This is a genomic window from Arthrobacter sp. Alg241-R88, assembly GCF_900537115.1.
Taxonomy (GTDB): domain Bacteria; phylum Actinomycetota; class Actinomycetes; order Actinomycetales; family Micrococcaceae; genus Arthrobacter.
Window position 1 is genome coordinate 108,163 of sequence record NZ_UNRG01000005.1, and the last position, 16,197, is coordinate 124,359.

Consider the following 16,197-nt stretch of genomic DNA (forward strand, 5'->3'; position numbering starts at 1 on the left):
GGGGCGGCAGGCGCTTTGTTGTTTTGCGTGAGTTAGCCGACGCGCGTGTAACTGATTTCCGTCTTATCGGCAGGAACCGAGTGAAGGGTCACGTACGTGCCCTGGGCTTTGTTCGCATTGCCGGAAAGGACGCCGGGCAGCGAAACGTAGTTTCCCTCGACGCGGCGGAGCGGAACTTCCCGGTCTGCAGGGAGGCTGACGTAGCTGCCGCCACGCGGTGTGCTGTTTTTGGTGGTCGTTTGGGTTTCCTGGGCTACGGCCAGTTCGGGCTGCAGAGTCATGTGATCTCCTGTGGTTGTGGGGGGCCTGGCGGCGTCGCCGATGCTGGTGCAGTACCACCTGCACGCCACTGAAGAAGGGGGCGCGGGCTCAAGCATGGGCGGTCAGACGCGGCGGCCGACTGCCGGCACGCGGGGACGTTAACCCTGCGGCAGCACTGAAGGGCTTCGGCGGCCTGGTAACAAGTCTACGGAATTAATGTGAGTAACTCAGAATAAGGTGGGCGATCTCACGGGACTTCGTCCGTCCTTCGCACGACAGTCACAAGTGTTTGTTTTCCGTTGGGCCAGGCCATACCGTGAAGGGACGGTCAGCCGAAGCAGGTGCAGCCATGCGGACTATCTCGTGGTCAACGCGCTGCCTGCTGGTGTGCTTCCTCCTGGCAGGAACTCTCGGCGCTGCCCCTCCCGCGATGGCATCCCCGGCAGCCCGCGCGGCCGCTGATGCAACGCGCGCTGATGCCGCGGGTACTGAGCAAACCTACGCGGCTGTGGACTCCTTCCTGCGGGAGCAGATCGAAGTCCTGGGGATTCCCGGTGCCGCCGTCGCCGTCGTCCGGGATGGAACCCAGGTGCACTCCGCCGCTTTCGGCCGCGCGGACCCCTACGGGCGGCCGATGACCGCCCAGACGCCCGTTCTGCTCGCTTCCACCAGCAAGTCTCTGACAGCCATCGCGGTGATGCAGCAGGTGGAGGCCGGGCGCCTGCGGCTGGATGAACCGGTGCAGACCTACCTGCCCTGGTTCACCATGGATGACCCCCGTTCGTCGGCGATCACCGTCCGGCAGCTGCTCCACCAGACCAGCGGCATGTCGGCCAGGGACACCGCCTTCGAAGCGTCCCTTGCACAGGACCCGGGAGCCCTCGAAGAAGCAGTCCGCGCGCTCGCCGACTCTCCGCTGGCGGGCGAACCGGGGCGGCGTTTCCACTATGCCAGCGCCAACTACAACATCCTGGGCGTCCTGGTGGAGACCGTCTCAGGCCAGCCCTTCGGGGACTATCTGAAGCAGCACGTCTTTGGGCCCCTGAACATGGTCCACAGCCATCCCACCCGCGCCGCAGCACGGTCGGACAACGCGGCCGCCGGGCAGTCCCGCTGGTTCAGCTCGTTCTGGCTTCAGACCGACGTCCCGGCACCCACCGCCGGAATGCCCTCCAGCACCATGCACTCCTCGGCCGAGGACCTGGGCCACGAGCTGATTGCCCTGCTCAACGGCGGCCGTTACGGGGGTGCCCGGATCCTAAAGCCTGAGAGTGTAGCGGCGGTGTTCGAGCCCCGGACCCGGGTGGACGAGGCAAAGGGCTACGCTATGGGCTGGTACACGCGGCCGCTCGTGGAGTCAGTCGATCCCGCAGCCCAGCCAGCTTCGGAGGACTTGCCGCTGCTGCTCGAGCACCAGGGGGAATGGGGCAACAGCCACACTTACCTGGCCATGGTTCCGGACTCAGGCCTCGGCGTCGCCCTGGTCATCAACGGCAACGACACCGCCGCCCCCTCCCGGCTCAAGGCCATCGACACGAACATCCTGCGGATCCTCCACGGACAGCCCCCGGCGCCCGCCGTCGTGTATGAGGACTGGCTGCAGCAATTCAGCTGGGCGGTCTCGCTGGCCTTGCTGCTGGCGGAACTGCTGAGCCTCTGGCTGGCGCTCTCGGTCCTGCTCCACCGACGGTTCGGTGCCGGCAAACGCTGGACTCACCTGGTGTGGGCCGGTGGCACTTTGGCGCTCGACGCGTTCGCCCTGTGGCTGTGCCTCAGCTACGCACCCGCCCGGTTCGACACCGATCTCCTGGTGATCATCCGGCAGTTCCCTGACGTCGGCGTCTCGCTGGTGCCCGTGCTTGGGCTGGCTGTCGTGTGGTCCATCCCGCGGACGGTGTGGCTGCTCGTCACCATGCGGTCAACGCCTTGACCACCGTCAGCGAGCGCGCGGCTTACTCCCCCATAGCGGGATGAACCGGGACGAAATCAATCGTGTTGCCGGAATTTGTTCGGCCCGCAGTCATCCTGGAGTAACCCTTCGCATCAAGGCCGTTCTTCGCACGGAATTCCGCGAGGGCTGCATCGTAGGCGTCGTTGAGGGTTTTCCCTGAGAACTCACCGGTGCTGCCGTCGGTGAAAGTGATCTTAATGCGGACGCTGGCCGGGTAGTGCCGGTTCATCCGGATGAAGCCTTCTGCGTCCTGCTGGAGGGTAATCAAGGGAATCTGCTTTCGTTAGGGGCCAAACTCCAAGTGTGGCGCAGATTGCGCGGCACAGATACCGGCTCCGCCGCTTTGAAAACACGCCGCCCTGCACGTACGCACTTAGTTCACCGGGTAAACTTGGTGGAGGAATTGTTGGGCCAGCAGCGCCAGGTTCCGCTCCCCTCCCCCTTGAATGGAACATCCCTCATGTCCTCCGCGATTTCCGCGCCGGCTCCCCAGCGTTTCCCGCTGGCCGCCATGATGGTCCTGGCCACCATCGCCTTCACCGCCATTACCACCGAACTGCTGCCGTCCGGCCTGCTCCCGCAGATCAGCACCGGCCTGAACGTGTCCGAGCCGGTGGCGGGGTACCTTGCCGCCGCTTATGCCGCCGTCATTGTGGTCACCGTGGTGCCCGCGGCCCGGCTGCTGGCCAATGTACCGAAGCGGCCCTTGCTGGTGGCCCTTGTCCTCACCTTCGCGCTCAGCAACGCCTTGGTGGGCCTCGCGCCCGATTTCACGTTCGCGATGGTGGCACGGCTGGTGGGCGGCCTGGCGCACGGACTGCTCTGGACCACGATGGCTCCCTACGTGGCCCGCGTGGTCCCGGCCGACAAGGTGGGCAAGGCCCTGGCCATCGTCTTCAGCGGCAACAGCCTGGGCCTGGCTATTGGTGCCCCAATCGGGACGGCCTTGGGCACGGTCCTCGGCTGGCGTGCGGCTTTCCTTGCCCTCGCCGGATTCGGCGTGCTCCTCGCGGTTCTGGGCTTTTTGTTCCTCCCGTCCGTGCGGCGCAGCGCCGGCGAGGTCCGCCCGTCGATGCGCGCAGCCATCGCCCAGCCTGGCGTGAAGCCCGTAGCCATCGCCTGGCCGCTGCTGGTCCTGGCCCACTTCGCGCTCTTCACCTACATCGCCCCATACATCCGCGAGGCCGGCCTGCCCGACTACGCCATCAGCCTCTCCCTCACCGTCCTCGGCGTGTCCGGCCTGCTTGGCATCTGGATCGCTGGGCTCACCGTGGACTCGCACCCGCGCCGTTCGCTGCTGATAACGACGGCGGCAATCGCCACTTCGATGCTCGCGCTGCCCTTCGTGGGTGGAAACCTGCCCATCGCCCTGGCTTTGATGACCGTGTGGGGCGCGGGGCTGGGAGCCATCGGCATCTACAACCAGTCGGCCATCCTCCGGGCCGGCCGGGAGAACAAGGACGCTGCCAACGGGCTCACGGTGCTGACTATCCAGCTGGGCATCACCATCGGCGCCCTCTACGGCTCCGCTGCCCTGGTAGTGGCCGGACCTCTCCTGGTCCCGGCCGCCGCAGCCCTGCCGGTGATCGCGGCCCTGGTCATCACGTACGCCGGCCGGAAGGCCGCCTACCCGCCCGGTCCGCGCGAGTCCACGTGGAAGCGGCCCCGGCCGGTCGGCGAGCGCGAGAGCAGCCACTAATCGGCGATCCGCTTCCTTTTCAGCCAGCCGCTTTCAGCACGCCTGGCTGAGCGCGCTCACCGCCACTTCTGACATCTTCAGCGATTCCGGATCCTCAAAACCAACCAGCTCGGGCTTCCGTGCGCCCGCCACGGCCATGGCAATCTGCCGCGATCCATCGGCGCTGATCAGCGCCAGGGCAGCGTATCCCTGCACCACTCCCAGGTGGCCGAAGTAGTCGTTATTGGAGCAGGGGTCATAGCGGCGGACAACACCGAGCCCGTACTGCTGGTACTTGGGATGGTGCATTTCCGCCACGCTTTGGGGAGTCAGCAGTGTCCCCTTCTGCAGCGCGGCGAAAAACGTATTGAGCTCGGGGACAGTTGAGATCATTCCGGTGTCCGGGGAACCGCTGTGGAATGGAGCCAGGGCGTTGTCCACCAGCTCACCGCTTTCCGCCTTCGTGTACCCGTGAATCAGGTTCTGCGAACCAGGCTCGTTACCCGTCATGTGGGTGCCCTGAAGCCCCAACGGCTCTACGGTGTCCGTGCCGATGACCGCACCGATGTCCTGGCCGCGCAGCTTCTCGACGAGCAGGGCCAAGGCCGAGTAGTTGCTGCCTGAGTAGCTGAAAAGGCTGCCCGATCCTCCCGTCCAAGGTTCAGCGGCGGCGGCCAAACGTTCCTTGTGGCTGCGCTTGCCATCCGCCGGATCGCCGGCCCTGAGGAGGCTTTCCCAGTAGCGGGGGATGCCGGACCGGTGGCTGAGCAGACTGCGGACGGTGATGGGTCCCGGCGGCTTGATGATGCTCTCGAAGTCCGGAACGTGCTTCTGGACAGGATCATGCAGCTGGATTTTCCCTTCCTCCACGAGCTTCATCACGGACACCGCCACCATGGTCATGGTGATGTCGCCTACGTGCGTTTGATCGGTCAGCTGGACGGGCTCATTGGTTTCCAGGTTCCGGACTCCCTCCGCCGAGGACCACTCACCCAGCCGCGACTTCACCTGGATAACGACGGCGGTAGCTCCCCCGGCGCGGATGTCCTTGCTGTACTTCTTGAGCACGGCTGCGAAGGCCGGCGCAGTTGCGGTTGCAGAGGCAGTAGCGGTGGCACTGGCGGACGCCGATGTCGGCGTCGACGTTTGTTGGTCCGGCGCGGTGGGCGCCCTGGTGCAGCCTGCAACTCCAAACAAGACGAGCGCTGCGGCGGCTGCGGCCGCACCGTGGAGCGGGGTGAAACGTCCTGACTGCATCTCAAATCCCTTCGAGACGCCGTACCACAGCTGGACCCCTGGGAGACCGCCAGTTGCACCGACACCTCCGATGTTCCTCAGCCCGTGAAAGGGTGTCAAGGCCGGCGCGAAGCCCAAGGTGAACGCCCGGAACAGCGCCGTTAACCCGCCCTCCAACTCCCCGCTTCAAAGACGCAACCTGCCCTCCCTAGCGTTGACGGGTCACCGGCCAACAGCCGGTCCCCGTCATCCCAGGAGGAACCACCCATGCGCCAAGTCCTGACTGCCGCTGCAGCCGCCGCCCTGATCGCCGCCATGGCGAGCCCCGCCGTAGCCGCCCCGGAGAACGAAGCCGGCACGCCGTCGTCGAACGCTGCCGGAGCCGCCACGTCCGCCCTGAAGGTAAACGAGCGCAACGGCTCCTTCGACCTGCAGAGCCACCGCGGCGGCCGCGGCGAGTGGACCGAGGAGTCCCTGGCCGCGTTCGCGAACTCCCTGGCGCTGGGCGTGACCACCCTGGAGCTGGACACCCACCTGACCGAGGATGGCAAGGTGATTGTCTGGCACGACGACACCATCCAGGCCGCCAAGTGCGCGGACACCGCACCCGCCACTGCCGGCGACCCCGAGTTCCCGTATGTGGGCGACCGCGTAGCCGAGCTTTCCCTGGCGCAGATCAAGACGCTCAACTGCGGCTTCGTGCAGCTGCCCGGCTACCCCGAACAGGACGTCATCGAAGGCAACCGGATCGCCGAGCTCAAGGACGTTTACCAGCTGGTCCGCGACGCCAACGCCGGCAAGGTCCGCTTCAACGTGGAGACCAAGGTGGAGAGCAGCGAGGTTGGCGGCGCCGGCATGGAGTCACTCACCCGGGCCGTGGTGGCAGAGATCCAGGCTTCCGGCATGGCGGACCGGACCACCCTGCAGTCCTTCGACTGGTCCTCGCTGAACCTCACCAAGGAGATCGCGCCCGAGCTGCCGCTGGTGGCGCTCTCCAGCGGTGACGCCTGGATGGGCGTGGGCCAGCCGGGCGCCAGCCGCAACCTGGGCGGCATCGACATCGACGACTACGACGGTTCCCTTCCCAAGGCGGCGGCTGCCCAGGGGTACGACGTCGTCTCCCCCACGTTCCGCTCGGTCACCCCGGAGATGATCGCCGAAGCCCACCGCCTGGGCCTGCCCGTCATCCCGTGGACGGTGAACACCACCGCCGACATGGTCCACCTGATGGACCTGGGCGTGGACGGCATCATCACCGACTACCCCACCCGCCTGCGTACCCTCATGGAGGAGCGGGGCCTGAAGCTGCCGAAGGCTTACGCAGTCAAGGGCTAACTTTCCCTGCGTGTCTGGCCCGGCGGCAGCTTACTCAAAGCTGCTGCCGGGCTTTTCCATTCGGTAGTGTCTGTTCATGGACAGCGACACCCTGCTCGATTTCCTGTTGGTCCTCTTTTTTGTGCTGCTGGGCGGGGTGTTCGCCGGCACGGAGATGGCGCTGGTTTCCCTCCGCGAGAGCCAGGTACGCCGGATGGAGAAGTCCGGAAAGCGCGGCGCCCGAATCGCGGCGCTGGCCGGGAATCCCAACCGGTTCCTCTCAACGGTCCAGATCGGCGTGACGCTGTCCGGCTTCTTCTCGGCTGCCTACGGCGCCTCCACCATCGCGCCCGATGTCGAACCCCTTCTGGAAGGCATCGGTTTCGGTGCCTCTGCGGAACCGATCGCTTTCATCGGCATGACGCTGCTGGTCGCTTACCTCTCCCTGGTCCTCGGCGAACTGGTGCCCAAGAGACTGGCCATGCAGAGCGCCGTCGGATTCACGAAAGTCCTTGCCCCTCCCCTGGGCGTCCTCTCCGAAATCATGCGGCCCGCCGTCTGGCTGCTGTCCGCGTCCACGGACGCGGTCGTGAGGCTGTTCGGAGGTGACCCGAATGCCAAGCAGGAGAGCGTCAGCTCCGAGGAACTGTGGGACATGGTGGCCGAGAGCGAGGTACTGGAAGAGCACAGCCGCAGCATCCTCTCGGACGTCTTCGGCGCGGGAAACCGCTCGCTGCAGGAGGTAATGCGCCCCCGCACCGAGGTGACCTTCATCAATGGCAACCTCAGCATCGCCGAGGCGTTCAGCATGGTCAGGGACGCCCCCTACTCGCGCTATCCCGTGATGGACAAAACGCCCGACGACGTCCTTGGCTTCATCCACGTCCGTGACCTCGTGCCCCGGGACGGGAAGCACGACGACGGGCACGTGCGGGACATCGTGCGGGAGATCCTTCCGCTGCCGGGGACCAACAAAGTGCTGCCCTCCCTGCAGCGGATGCGCAGGCTGGGCCAGCACATCGCGCTGGTTGTGGACGAATACGGCGGCACGGACGGCATCGTCACTCTTGAGGACCTGGTCGAGGAGCTGGTGGGCGAAATCTACGATGAGTACGACGCCGGTGTGGACGCCGAGGACCGGGTCACCAGGGCCAACGGATCGCTTGACGTGGACGGCGGGCTCATCCTTCAGGAGTTCGCCTCGGCGTCCGGCATAGAACTGCCGGAGGGGCACTACGAGACAGTCGCGGGGTTCGTCATTGACCGGCTGGGGCGGCTGCCGCGGACGGGTGACAGTGTGGAAGCGGACGGCCATGTGCTGACCGTAACGGCAATGGACCGGCTGCGTATCGCTCGGATCCGGGTGACGCCGGCGGACGGGAAGGAACCGCCGTTGACCGGGAAGTAGACCGGGAAGCCCGTGGCGCTGCCTCCCTCCACTTCTTCATTGACAGTGATCCGAAGCGGAGATGCAATTGAATTGGCTCCAGCAGTCGGCCGGAGCCAGTCCACGAAGCGGCCTCCGCTTCCGTGAGGCCGCCCAAAAATTGGAGGTCCCCAATGGGACAGGCACGCGAAGTCATGGATCGCCTCACCACCGCCATGAATGACAAAGACAAAGATACGCTGGCAAGTTGCTACGCCGCAGACGCCGTTGCCTACACCCCTGACGAAGGGGAACTGAACGGCCGGGACGCCATCACCAACTACCTCTTCCACTTCTGGGAAGCCCTGCCCGACGTGCACTACGAGTACGCGGAGAGGCACGAAGCCGGGAACGTGGCGATTGACGAGGGGTTTGTGGTCGGTACGAACACCGGACCGCTGCGCATGCCCTCCGGCGAAGCCCTCCAGCCCACCGGCAAGCAGGTCAGGATCAGGAGCTGTGACATCGCCAGGGTGGAGGGCGGGGAGATCGCCTCCCACCACTTCTACTTCGATCAAGTGGAGTTCCTGGCACAGCTCGGACTGATGCGCGAGTTGTCTTCGCACTGAAGGACGCCCGGCCTGCCGTCTTAACTAATAAGCCGTGGATACCTTGAAGGAAAGGTACCCACGGCTTAGTCACGCACGCCTATTTGCAGGCAGTTCCCGCGGGTAGCCGTACGGAAAGTGACGCGGGCGGACGTTGGCGAGCGCCGACGTCGTACGTTCCTTCGGTCAGGCGCCCTGACGTGTCCGCTCAGATGCTACGTGCGCTGGGTGATATTGAGAATGTTCCTCTCGCTGTCCAGGAACCAGGCGGACTTTCCCCAGTCGTCAGTGACAAGGCCGTTCTCCGTCTTCAAGCCGGGCTGATCGTAATCCTCAAAAACAACGCCTCGGCTCCGCAGTTCCTCCATGTCGCGTTCGATGTTGTTTGATTCCCAGCCCATCTGGGTGTTCTTTGCTGTCCCTGCGTTGTCCGTCTGATAGATGAGGAAGCTCGTTCCATTGCCGCAGCGGTACAGCAGGCTGTACTCCTCCATGGCTTCGGAACTTTCCAAACCCAGCTTGTCCCGATAAAACTCCTTGGCCCGGTTGATGTCCTTCGCGGGCAGGACAGCCATGATTGCTGAGTCCTTGAGCATGATGAATTCCTTTGTGCATTATTCGCGTTGGCGGGGATGCTCTCCCCTCTTACGTCCCCGGAGTATTCCCTATTCCGAGGCCGCGTGGCCACCCGTTCCGCCATAACCGGCCAGCCACCTGGGACCCTGCTGCGCCCCCCAGCGATGATCGCCGCAGAGTCCCCGACGCCTACGTGGCCATTATCGAACCGAATTCCCTCTACGGAAATAGGCAATTCATTGTCCCTATGCTTGCTTCAAGCCCTTGGCGTACGCGGCTTGCCCCACGTGCTGCAGGCAGTCCGCAAGGGTGCTTACCAGCCGGACGCCGAGGGTGACCGGCGGGTCCCACCGGGTGTCCACTATGCGGTCCAAATCCTCATCGCCGAGCGTGCGCACAAACTCCACCGTTTGCCGGTGGACAGCGTCGTAGTAACCGAGCAGCAGTTCCGGCGGCGCCTGTACCGCGGCCACCTGGTCGCTTGAATGGCCGTAGCCGGTGTCGTTCCGGGACAGTGGGAGGCCAAAGCGGCCCACGAAGTCCTGCGCGGTCCACACTTGGTCCAGTCCCCCGGCGTCGGCCACCTGCACATCCTCCACCCGGGCAAGGTGCCAAATCAGCCAGGCGATTGAGTTCCCAGTGCCACCGGGCCGCCGGGCCAGGGACCCGTCGTCGAGCCCTTTTAGTGTGGCTTCCACCGTTTCCCTGATTCTGCTGAAGGAGTCCAGCAGCAGTTCGTTGGACTTCATTGGTGCCCCCTCGTCGCTGCAGGCCTGGGGAAGACCCGCTGATTAGTTCTCCTGGCCGCCGTTTTCGTCGTCTGGCTTGTCGCGGGCCGCCCGCAGGCGCTGCTCCAACTTGGACTCTGCATCCCTTCTGCGGTAGCCGATGGAGCGGACCTGCTCAGCCGTGGGATGGCGGTGCTCCCGCTCCCACGCATGGTCGTTTACCCCCGTTACAGGCACAGCGGCCTCGTCCGGTTTGTTGTTTTCACCCATACCGGATGGTCTCACACCAGGGGGTGGGGCAACAGGCCCAGGCCCTCCTGCGGGACACGTGATGGCGGTCTGGGCAGTCGTTGGGAATCCCATCAATGCCTTCTCCTCATCGGTTGTTCACCGCGCGTTTGGAACCCGGACGCCGGGGCTTTCTACTGTCGCAGGAACGGCGGCCTGAAGCGTGGCCGCGAACCATGCAGGAAGGCAGCCATGACCATCAAAATCCACCAGCCCAGCTTCAGCCGGCGGGCCGCTTTGGCAGCCGCCGGAACCCTGGGCGCGCTGGGAGCCACAGTGGCCGCGGGAACCGGGGCCACGGCGACGCCGGGCGCGAAGGCCCCCAAGCCAACCCTCGCGTTCCGCCCTGACGGCCGGTTCAAGGTGGTCCAGTTCAACGACACCCAGGACGACGAGCAGACGGACCGCCGCACCATCGAACTGATGGACCGCACGCTGGACGCGGAGAAGCCGGACTTTGTGGTGATTAACGGCGACGTCATCAACGGCGGCTGCGATACGGAGCTGGAGGTCAAGCAGGCGCTGAACCACGTGGTCCAGCCGATGGAAAGCCGGAAGATCCCGTGGGCCATCACGTTCGGCAACCACGATGAGGACTCCGTGGCCAGGACCGGGATGACCGAAGCCAGGATGCTCCAGTTCCTGCAAACCTACGAATACAACGTTAATGGCGACACCACCGACGGCGTCACCGGAACGTCCAACTCGCTGCTGCTGGTCCAGTCCTCCAAGTCCAAGGACCCTGCCTTCGGCCTGTGGCTCATCGACACCGGCCGCTACGCCCCGGACAGCATCAACGGCCAGGACTTCGAGGGCTACCCGGACTGGGACTGGGTACGGATGGACCAGGTCACCTGGTACCGCAACCTCTCGATCGCCACCGAGCAGAAATACGGGAGGAAGATCCCGTCACTCATGTGGGGGCACATCGCCCTTCACGAGCACCGCAACATGTGGTTCGCCAGCATCGATTCGCGGACGGACGCGGACCACCAGCGCGCCGTGAAGAAGCACAGCATCACGGGCGAGCGGAACGAGGACGAGTGCCCAGGCCCCTTCAACTCCGGCCTGTTTAACGCTTTCCTCGAGCGCGGCGATGTGCGCGGCTACTTCGTGGGCCACGACCACGTCAACACCTACGTGGGCAACTACTACGGCGTGGAGCTTGGCTACGGTCCCGGGACAGGGTTCGGCGCTTACGGGCTGCCGGGCGCCGACCGGAACCGGCTCCGCGGCGCGCGCGTCTTCGAACTGGACGAGAACCACGCGCGAATCTACAAAGAGACCCGGCTCGTTTTCGCCAAGGATGTGGGCATCGACCTGACAGCGAATGACCAGCCGATCACGCCCCTGCCCCTGGGCCCGGCGCAGCTCTAGCGGCTATCCCCACACTTTTAGAAAGTACGGCGGCGGGACCCGGCTTCCAGCGCAGGCCTCCCTTTGGGCGCGGGGTCTTGCCCGCGGGGACCGCCCCTTCCGCTTCCAGGCGGATCGGGGAACCATAGGTTTGGGAGAAGGAGTTCACCGGTGAGCTATAAAAAGGACCCTCGCGTTGATCACTATATCGACGCGCTCCCGCCCTGGCAGCAGGACATCTGCCGGCAGGTCCGGGACTTGGTGCACGCCGCTGATCCCGCCGTCGAGGAAACCATCAAACGCACCGTCCAGCCGTACTTCGTCCTGCAGGGCAACATCTGCGCGCTGCTCGCGGCGAAGGACCACGTCAACGTGTTCCTGTACGACGGCGGCATCACCCCTGACCCGCACAGCATCATCACCGGGGGCCACGGCAACAAGACCGGCCGGATGATTTCGTATTACGAGGGCGAGCCGATCAACGAGGAAGCCCTGGTGGAGATGTTCCGTGCGATCATCGCCAACAACCGGGCCGGGGGCTGGCGGCGGATCAAGGCTGGGCAGTAACAGACCGCCGCTTTCCCCATAAACCAATCATGACAAGGGGGTCTGACATTTTCCGTCGGCCGGCTCCCGTCCGGATTCGCAGTGGCGGATAGCTAGTCCGGCGGCGCCTCGGCCAAGGACAGGCTGTTGCCGTCCGGATCAAGGACGACGACGTGGCGCACCCCGTTGCCGTAGGTTTCCACCGGATCATGGTTAACGCCGCGGGCGGCGAGGCGGGAAAGAATGTCATCAAGGCCTTCCACACCGAGCGTCAGCAGCGCGCCGCCTGCCCGGTCCGGCTGCTCTGCAACGAAGAGCCAGGCGGTTTCGTTGACCTCCCAGAGCGCCTCGTCGCCGATGATTTCGTCGGCCGGGCGCCCGAAAAACGCCGCGAACCACTCAAGTGCCCTCGCCTGGTTTGTCACCGGGACACCTGCATAGAGGTATGACATCGAGCCCATGTCGCCTGATCCTAGTCCCGCACCCAGCCGATTTTCCTGAGCCAACCGGTCAGGATGGGGAGCACCACCGAACTGTGCATCGCGCCAAGATGGTCCAGCCCGGGAAGGACCTGCACGTCCCAGCCGGCGGCGGTGAGCGCGTCGCGGTGCCTGGCCAGCGGCTCCCCGATGCTCACCCGGACGCCGCCCCACTGCGGGCTGTAGTCGATCTGGTCCTCGGATCCAGCAAAAGCCAGCCGGAACAGGCCGGGCGGCAGTGTGGCGGCGCCGTCGTCGAAATCCTCAAGCCCCTCGTACAGGGTGACGAACTGCCGTGTCTGCGCCTCGGTGGCCTGCACGGACACCGAGTCCCAGTCCCCCGGTTCGGCCTCTTCGACTGCGACGGCGGACGGGTCAGGTGGTTGCGTGGACGCGGCGTGGGCCGCCCGGCTAACCGCCAGCATGCTCCGGTACGGCCCGTCCCGGGGCGGGAAACCACCCATGGCCAGCGCCCGGAGCCGGTCAGTGCGCAGGGCCAACTGAAGACCGGCAAGGGCCAGCCAGGAGTAGCCGTAGTAGCCAAAGGCGCCGGCGCCGCCCGCATCGGCAATGGCCAATAAGTCGGCAGAGAGGTTCTCAGGAGTGAGGGTCTTCGCCGCGGGCTGGGCCATCCGGTGGCCTTCATAGTCGGCAACGATGAGCCGGTTCGAGCGGGACAGCCCTGCCACCAAAGCACGCCCCAAGTCAGGATCGCCGCCCCACTTACGCATGGTCTCCGCCTCCTCCGGCGGATGCGGGGCGAGCCGGACCGGCAGCAGCAGCGCAGGACCGTCGCCATGAACGGAAACAGGAATGACGGTGCCGTCATGAAGAACAGCCTCAGCGGTAGCAGCCATAACAGGCCCCTTCAGTGGTCGCGCCCAACCCGGACCATCCGCAACTCGGGCACGCTTTCCCACTCAGGCGGCAGCAGGCCCCGCTTGCCGTCGGGGCGGAAGCCGTGCCGGCGGTAGAAGGCCTGGGCCTTTGGGTTGTCCGCCAGCACCCAAAGGTACGCCGGTGAGTCCCCGATCGCGGCACCCAGCAATGCTGCTCCCAACCCCATGCCCTGGGCACGGCCGAGGATGTAGATCGAGTACAGCTCCAATGGAACGGGACCATCCTCGTCGCGGCCTGGACCGGCGTCGGCAAATCCCACCACTTCATTGTTGGAATCCACGGCTAGGATCCGCGGGTCAGGCCCGTCCAGGTGCTTCCGACGGCGTTCCACCCGTTCCGGAATCGCATCGCGGCGGGCGGCGAAAAACTGCGGGGACAGGAGGTGGGGGTAGCACTCCTCGTGGGACAGCGTGTGCATCAGCACCACCGCCTCGGCATCTTCCGGCGTAGCCCGGCGCAACTGATAGTCCATGCTTCAGCCTAACGAAGCGGCACGCAACGTCTCCGTCCCGGAAGAAAAGAGCCCTTCGTGCCGCCCGGGTGATGCATATCAACCTCCTAAGCCTTGCCCTTCCCTGGGGACCGCAGCATACTTATTAGCAGGACTAATTAGCAATGCTAAGCATCTTCAGGAGGCGCAACGCAAGCGTGACCACCACCAAGCCCGAGAACACTGAAACGGCAGAGTCCGTCAGCCCCGACAGCCTGGCCATAGATCTTCGCACGGCAGTGATGCGCACATCCCGCCGGCTCCGTGTCGAGGCAACGGGCGACGTTATCACTCCCGGCCAGTACACCGTCCTGGCCCAGCTCAATGGGTACGGAGCGCAGACCCTCCGAACCCTCGCCGACCGGGAGCATGTGCAGGCTCCGTCCATGACCCGGATCGTCAATGCCCTGGCCGAGCAGGGTTTCGTGTCCAGGGCTGCCAATCCCGACGACGGGCGGCAGGTCCACGTGGACATCACCGACGCCGGCCGGGCCGTTTTGGCGGAGGCCAGGAACCAGCGGACTGCCTGGCTGGCACAGCGTGTGGCTGGGTTGAGCGAAGAGGACCGGCTGGTGCTGAGCCGCGCGGCGCACATCATGCAGGAGATGAGCGGCAAATGAGTGCGATGTTCAGGGCCCTGGAAAACCGCAACTACCGGATCTGGGCTGGCGGTGCGCTGGTGTCCAACGTCGGCACCTGGATGCAGCGGGTGGCCCAGGACTGGCTGGTCCTGACCGTCCTTACCAACCATTCCGGCGCCGCCGTCGGCATTACGACCGCCCTGCAGTTCCTTCCCATGCTGCTGCTTGGCCCGTACGGCGGCGTGCTGGCGGACCGCTACCGCAAGCGGGTGATCCTGCTGTGGACGCAGGTGGCCATGGGCTTGACCGGACTGGTGCTTGGATTGCTGGTGGTTACCGGCAGCGCCCAACTGTGGCACGCCTACCTGGCCGCCCTTTGCCTGGGCATCGCCAGCGCCATCGACGCCCCCGCGCGCCAGTCCTTCGTCTCCGAGCTCGTGGGGCAGGACAACATCTCGAACGCGGTGGCGTTGAACTCCGCGTCCTTCAACACCGCCCGGCTTACCGGCCCCGCCGTCGCCGGTGTGCTGATCGCCTGGGTGGGCACCGGGCCCGTCTTCCTGCTCAACGCTGCCAGCTACGCCGCCGTCATCATCTCGCTGTTCCTGATCCGCACCTCGGAGCTGGCCCCGGCCGCCCGGGCGGGGCGCGGGAAGCACCAGGTGGCTGAAGGCGTCCGCTATGTCCGGCAAAGGCCTGACCTCGTGCTGATTATGGTCCTGGTGGGCATCCTGGGCGCCTTTGGCATGAACTTTCCCATCATCAACGCGCTGATGACCACCACCGAGTTCGGTGTGGGTCCCAGCGAATTCGGGCTCCTCGGCTCCATCATGGCCGTGGGAACACTGGCTGGCGCCCTGCTGGCGGCGCGGCGGGCCGGGCCTAGGCTGCGGTACCTGCTGGGCGGTGCGCTCGGGCTCGGGTTCTTCACGCTCCTTGGCAGCGTGTCGCCGTCGTTCTGGCTGTACGCCGCGGTGTTGATACCTGTCGGCCTGGCATCCATCACCTTCCTGAACAGCTGCAACACCAGCATCCAACTCTCGGTGGAACCCCAGTTCCGGGGGCGCGTGCTGGCCCTGTACCTGGCGGTCCTGCAGGGCGGAACTGCAGTTGGGGCACCACTGATGGGGTGGATCGGCTCAGAGTTCGGCGCGCGCTGGTCCGTGGCTGCCGGGGGTGCGGTGGTTTTGGTGGCCGCCCTGGTTGCCGTGATCGTGGTCAGCAGGCGGAATCAGCTAACGTTCCGCGACAACCTGCGAACCGTGTTCCGCAGGCGGCGCGAGCCCGCGGTGTAAGCACGAACCGTTGTGTTCACGTTGGCGCGTCGCACGTACCAGGAGGCAGCCCCGTCGTCAGCTCTTTCTTGCCGCCACAGCCTCGGTGAGAGATTTCAGCCCGCGCTCAAAGTCCGATCCCACCAGCTTGTCCATGTTCATGAAGAGGGCGAATACCTTGGCGGCACCCTTGTTCTCGCCGGTCATCCTCCACGTCACCTCGGTACCGCCCGGCACTGGGGTGAACGTGAACGAGGTGGGGTTCAGCGCCTTGAAGGGTTTGGTGAATTGCAGGCGGACCTTGATTTCGCTTGAGGGCACCGACTCAACGATTTCCATCGTTCCGCTGCCGGCTTTGCGGTTGCCGCTCCACTCGTAGCCGGCACCCACGCCGGCGTCGCTGCCAAAGTAGCGGCGGTCCATGCCCGGATCCACCGACTCCCATGGAGACCACTTGGTCCACTCATGGAAGCTGTTGACCAGCGGAAAGATGTCTTCGGCGGGGGCAGGAATGACCGCGCTGCGGCGGACCTCATAAGTGGACATAGGCCCAGCTTAGGAGCCG

General features: G+C 65.3%; 19 protein-coding genes. 9 read left to right on the plus strand and 10 right to left on the minus strand.

All coding sequences use genetic code 11. The annotated features are described in order from the left end of the window. Positions 1-32: 32 nt before the first annotated feature. Positions 33-281 (minus strand): hypothetical protein, encoded by a 249-nt coding sequence (locus G6R19_RS12730; RefSeq protein WP_240341867.1) that lies wholly within the window; start codon positions 279-281, stop codon positions 33-35. Positions 282-610: 329 nt separating this feature from the next. Between G6R19_RS12730 and G6R19_RS12735 the strand changes: the two genes are divergently transcribed. Continuing rightward, the gene (locus G6R19_RS12735) at positions 611-2,191 is read left to right on the plus strand and encodes a serine hydrolase domain-containing protein (RefSeq protein ID WP_163165471.1); all 1,581 of its coding nucleotides are present in this window, start codon (positions 611-613) and stop codon (positions 2,189-2,191) included. A 22-nt stretch (positions 2,192-2,213) separates the two neighbouring features. On the opposite strand, the gene G6R19_RS12740 is transcribed toward G6R19_RS12735, so the two are convergent. After that, entirely contained in the window at positions 2,214-2,480 is a 267-nt protein-coding gene (locus G6R19_RS12740) for a hypothetical protein (protein WP_163165473.1), read from the minus strand. Between the two features lie 192 nt (positions 2,481-2,672). Between G6R19_RS12740 and G6R19_RS12745 the strand changes: the two genes are divergently transcribed. Then, a complete protein-coding gene (locus G6R19_RS12745; RefSeq protein ID WP_163165475.1) occupies positions 2,673-3,911 on the plus strand; it encodes an MFS transporter in 1,239 nt (412 codons plus the stop codon). Positions 3,912-3,944: 33 nt separating this feature from the next. Here G6R19_RS12745 and G6R19_RS12750 read toward each other — a convergent pair whose 3' ends face one another. Next, positions 3,945-5,147 (minus strand): serine hydrolase domain-containing protein, encoded by a 1,203-nt coding sequence (locus G6R19_RS12750; protein ID WP_163165477.1) that lies wholly within the window; start codon positions 5,145-5,147, stop codon positions 3,945-3,947. A gap of 246 nt (positions 5,148-5,393) precedes the next feature. Between G6R19_RS12750 and G6R19_RS12755 the strand changes: the two genes are divergently transcribed. From G6R19_RS12755 to G6R19_RS12765, 3 genes are all read left to right on the plus strand, one after another. Then, positions 5,394-6,461 (plus strand): glycerophosphodiester phosphodiesterase family protein, encoded by a 1,068-nt coding sequence (locus G6R19_RS12755; RefSeq protein ID WP_163165478.1) that lies wholly within the window; start codon positions 5,394-5,396, stop codon positions 6,459-6,461. Positions 6,462-6,537: 76 nt separating this feature from the next. After that, a complete protein-coding gene (locus tag G6R19_RS12760; protein WP_163165480.1) occupies positions 6,538-7,848 on the plus strand; it encodes a hemolysin family protein in 1,311 nt (436 codons plus the stop codon). A 152-nt stretch (positions 7,849-8,000) separates the two neighbouring features. Continuing rightward, entirely contained in the window at positions 8,001-8,435 is a 435-nt protein-coding gene (locus G6R19_RS12765) for a nuclear transport factor 2 family protein (protein WP_163165482.1), read from the plus strand. Positions 8,436-8,629: 194 nt separating this feature from the next. Here the strand turns inward: G6R19_RS12765 and G6R19_RS12770 are convergent, their stop codons facing one another. The 3 genes from G6R19_RS12770 to G6R19_RS12780 form a co-directional block, all read right to left on the minus strand. Then, positions 8,630-9,010, minus strand: a complete 381-nt coding sequence (locus tag G6R19_RS12770; protein ID WP_163165483.1) for a VOC family protein — start codon at positions 9,008-9,010, stop codon at positions 8,630-8,632. 225 nt (positions 9,011-9,235) lie between these two features. Further along, on the minus strand, positions 9,236-9,739 hold the full coding sequence (locus G6R19_RS12775) for a DUF664 domain-containing protein (protein WP_163165485.1): 504 nt from the start codon (positions 9,737-9,739) through the stop codon (positions 9,236-9,238). 42 nt (positions 9,740-9,781) lie between these two features. Next, positions 9,782-9,988, minus strand: a complete 207-nt coding sequence (locus G6R19_RS12780; RefSeq protein ID WP_163165487.1) for a hypothetical protein — start codon at positions 9,986-9,988, stop codon at positions 9,782-9,784. A gap of 210 nt (positions 9,989-10,198) precedes the next feature. On the opposite strand from G6R19_RS12780, the gene G6R19_RS12785 reads away from it, so the two are divergent. After that, a complete protein-coding gene (locus tag G6R19_RS12785; RefSeq protein ID WP_163165489.1) occupies positions 10,199-11,383 on the plus strand; it encodes a metallophosphoesterase family protein in 1,185 nt (394 codons plus the stop codon). 150 nt (positions 11,384-11,533) lie between these two features. After that, positions 11,534-11,929 carry a DUF1801 domain-containing protein gene (locus G6R19_RS12790; RefSeq protein ID WP_163165491.1) on the plus strand — a complete coding sequence of 132 codons (396 nt, stop codon included), beginning with the start codon at positions 11,534-11,536 and terminating at the stop codon, positions 11,927-11,929. Between the two features lie 92 nt (positions 11,930-12,021). Here the strand turns inward: G6R19_RS12790 and G6R19_RS12795 are convergent, their stop codons facing one another. Genes G6R19_RS12795 through G6R19_RS12805 form a run of 3 tightly spaced genes read right to left on the minus strand, consistent with a single transcriptional unit; the run spans position 12,022 to position 13,759 of the window. Further along, positions 12,022-12,369 carry a VOC family protein gene (locus G6R19_RS12795; RefSeq protein ID WP_163165493.1) on the minus strand — a complete coding sequence of 116 codons (348 nt, stop codon included), beginning with the start codon at positions 12,367-12,369 and terminating at the stop codon, positions 12,022-12,024. An 11-nt stretch (positions 12,370-12,380) separates the two neighbouring features. Further along, positions 12,381-13,244 carry an alpha/beta hydrolase gene (locus tag G6R19_RS12800; RefSeq protein WP_163165495.1) on the minus strand — a complete coding sequence of 288 codons (864 nt, stop codon included), beginning with the start codon at positions 13,242-13,244 and terminating at the stop codon, positions 12,381-12,383. A gap of 11 nt (positions 13,245-13,255) precedes the next feature. After that, complete coding sequence (locus G6R19_RS12805; RefSeq protein WP_163165497.1) at positions 13,256-13,759, minus strand: GNAT family N-acetyltransferase; 504 nt, start codon at positions 13,757-13,759, stop codon at positions 13,256-13,258. A 176-nt stretch (positions 13,760-13,935) separates the two neighbouring features. Between G6R19_RS12805 and G6R19_RS12810 the strand changes: the two genes are divergently transcribed. Beyond that, a complete protein-coding gene (locus G6R19_RS12810) occupies positions 13,936-14,397 on the plus strand; it encodes a MarR family transcriptional regulator (RefSeq protein WP_163165499.1) in 462 nt (153 codons plus the stop codon). Beyond that, positions 14,394-15,653 carry an MFS transporter gene (locus G6R19_RS12815; protein ID WP_163165501.1) on the plus strand — a complete coding sequence of 420 codons (1,260 nt, stop codon included), beginning with the start codon at positions 14,394-14,396 and terminating at the stop codon, positions 15,651-15,653. Before G6R19_RS12810 ends, G6R19_RS12815 begins: the two co-directional genes overlap by 4 nt. 57 nt (positions 15,654-15,710) lie before the next feature. Here the strand turns inward: G6R19_RS12815 and G6R19_RS12820 are convergent, their stop codons facing one another. Beyond that, complete coding sequence (locus tag G6R19_RS12820) at positions 15,711-16,178, minus strand: SRPBCC family protein (RefSeq protein ID WP_163165503.1); 468 nt, start codon at positions 16,176-16,178, stop codon at positions 15,711-15,713. Positions 16,179-16,197: the final 19 nt, after the last annotated feature.

Coding starts and splice junctions, on each gene's coding strand:
- G6R19_RS12775 (WP_163165485.1), bottom strand. CDS start 9,739: ATGAAGTCCAACGAACTGCTGCTGGACTCCTTCAGCAGAATCAGGGAA.
- G6R19_RS12750 (WP_163165477.1), bottom strand. CDS start 5,147: ATGCAGTCAGGACGTTTCACCCCGCTCCACGGTGCGGCCGCAGCCGCC.
- G6R19_RS12795 (WP_163165493.1), bottom strand. CDS start 12,369: ATGGGCTCGATGTCATACCTCTATGCAGGTGTCCCGGTGACAAACCAG.
- G6R19_RS12735 (WP_163165471.1), top strand. CDS start 611: ATGCGGACTATCTCGTGGTCAACGCGCTGCCTGCTGGTGTGCTTCCTC.
- G6R19_RS12765 (WP_163165482.1), top strand. CDS start 8,001: ATGGGACAGGCACGCGAAGTCATGGATCGCCTCACCACCGCCATGAAT.
- G6R19_RS12745 (WP_163165475.1), top strand. CDS start 2,673: ATGTCCTCCGCGATTTCCGCGCCGGCTCCCCAGCGTTTCCCGCTGGCC.
- G6R19_RS12760 (WP_163165480.1), top strand. CDS start 6,538: ATGGACAGCGACACCCTGCTCGATTTCCTGTTGGTCCTCTTTTTTGTG.
- G6R19_RS12805 (WP_163165497.1), bottom strand. CDS start 13,759: ATGGACTATCAGTTGCGCCGGGCTACGCCGGAAGATGCCGAGGCGGTG.
- G6R19_RS12820 (WP_163165503.1), bottom strand. CDS start 16,178: ATGTCCACTTATGAGGTCCGCCGCAGCGCGGTCATTCCTGCCCCCGCC.
- G6R19_RS12785 (WP_163165489.1), top strand. CDS start 10,199: ATGACCATCAAAATCCACCAGCCCAGCTTCAGCCGGCGGGCCGCTTTG.
- G6R19_RS12780 (WP_163165487.1), bottom strand. CDS start 9,988: ATGGGTGAAAACAACAAACCGGACGAGGCCGCTGTGCCTGTAACGGGG.
- G6R19_RS12800 (WP_163165495.1), bottom strand. CDS start 13,244: ATGGCTGCTACCGCTGAGGCTGTTCTTCATGACGGCACCGTCATTCCT.
- G6R19_RS12755 (WP_163165478.1), top strand. CDS start 5,394: ATGCGCCAAGTCCTGACTGCCGCTGCAGCCGCCGCCCTGATCGCCGCC.
- G6R19_RS12770 (WP_163165483.1), bottom strand. CDS start 9,010: ATGCTCAAGGACTCAGCAATCATGGCTGTCCTGCCCGCGAAGGACATC.
- G6R19_RS12730 (WP_240341867.1), bottom strand. CDS start 281: ATGACTCTGCAGCCCGAACTGGCCGTAGCCCAGGAAACCCAAACGACC.
- G6R19_RS12815 (WP_163165501.1), top strand. CDS start 14,394: ATGAGTGCGATGTTCAGGGCCCTGGAAAACCGCAACTACCGGATCTGG.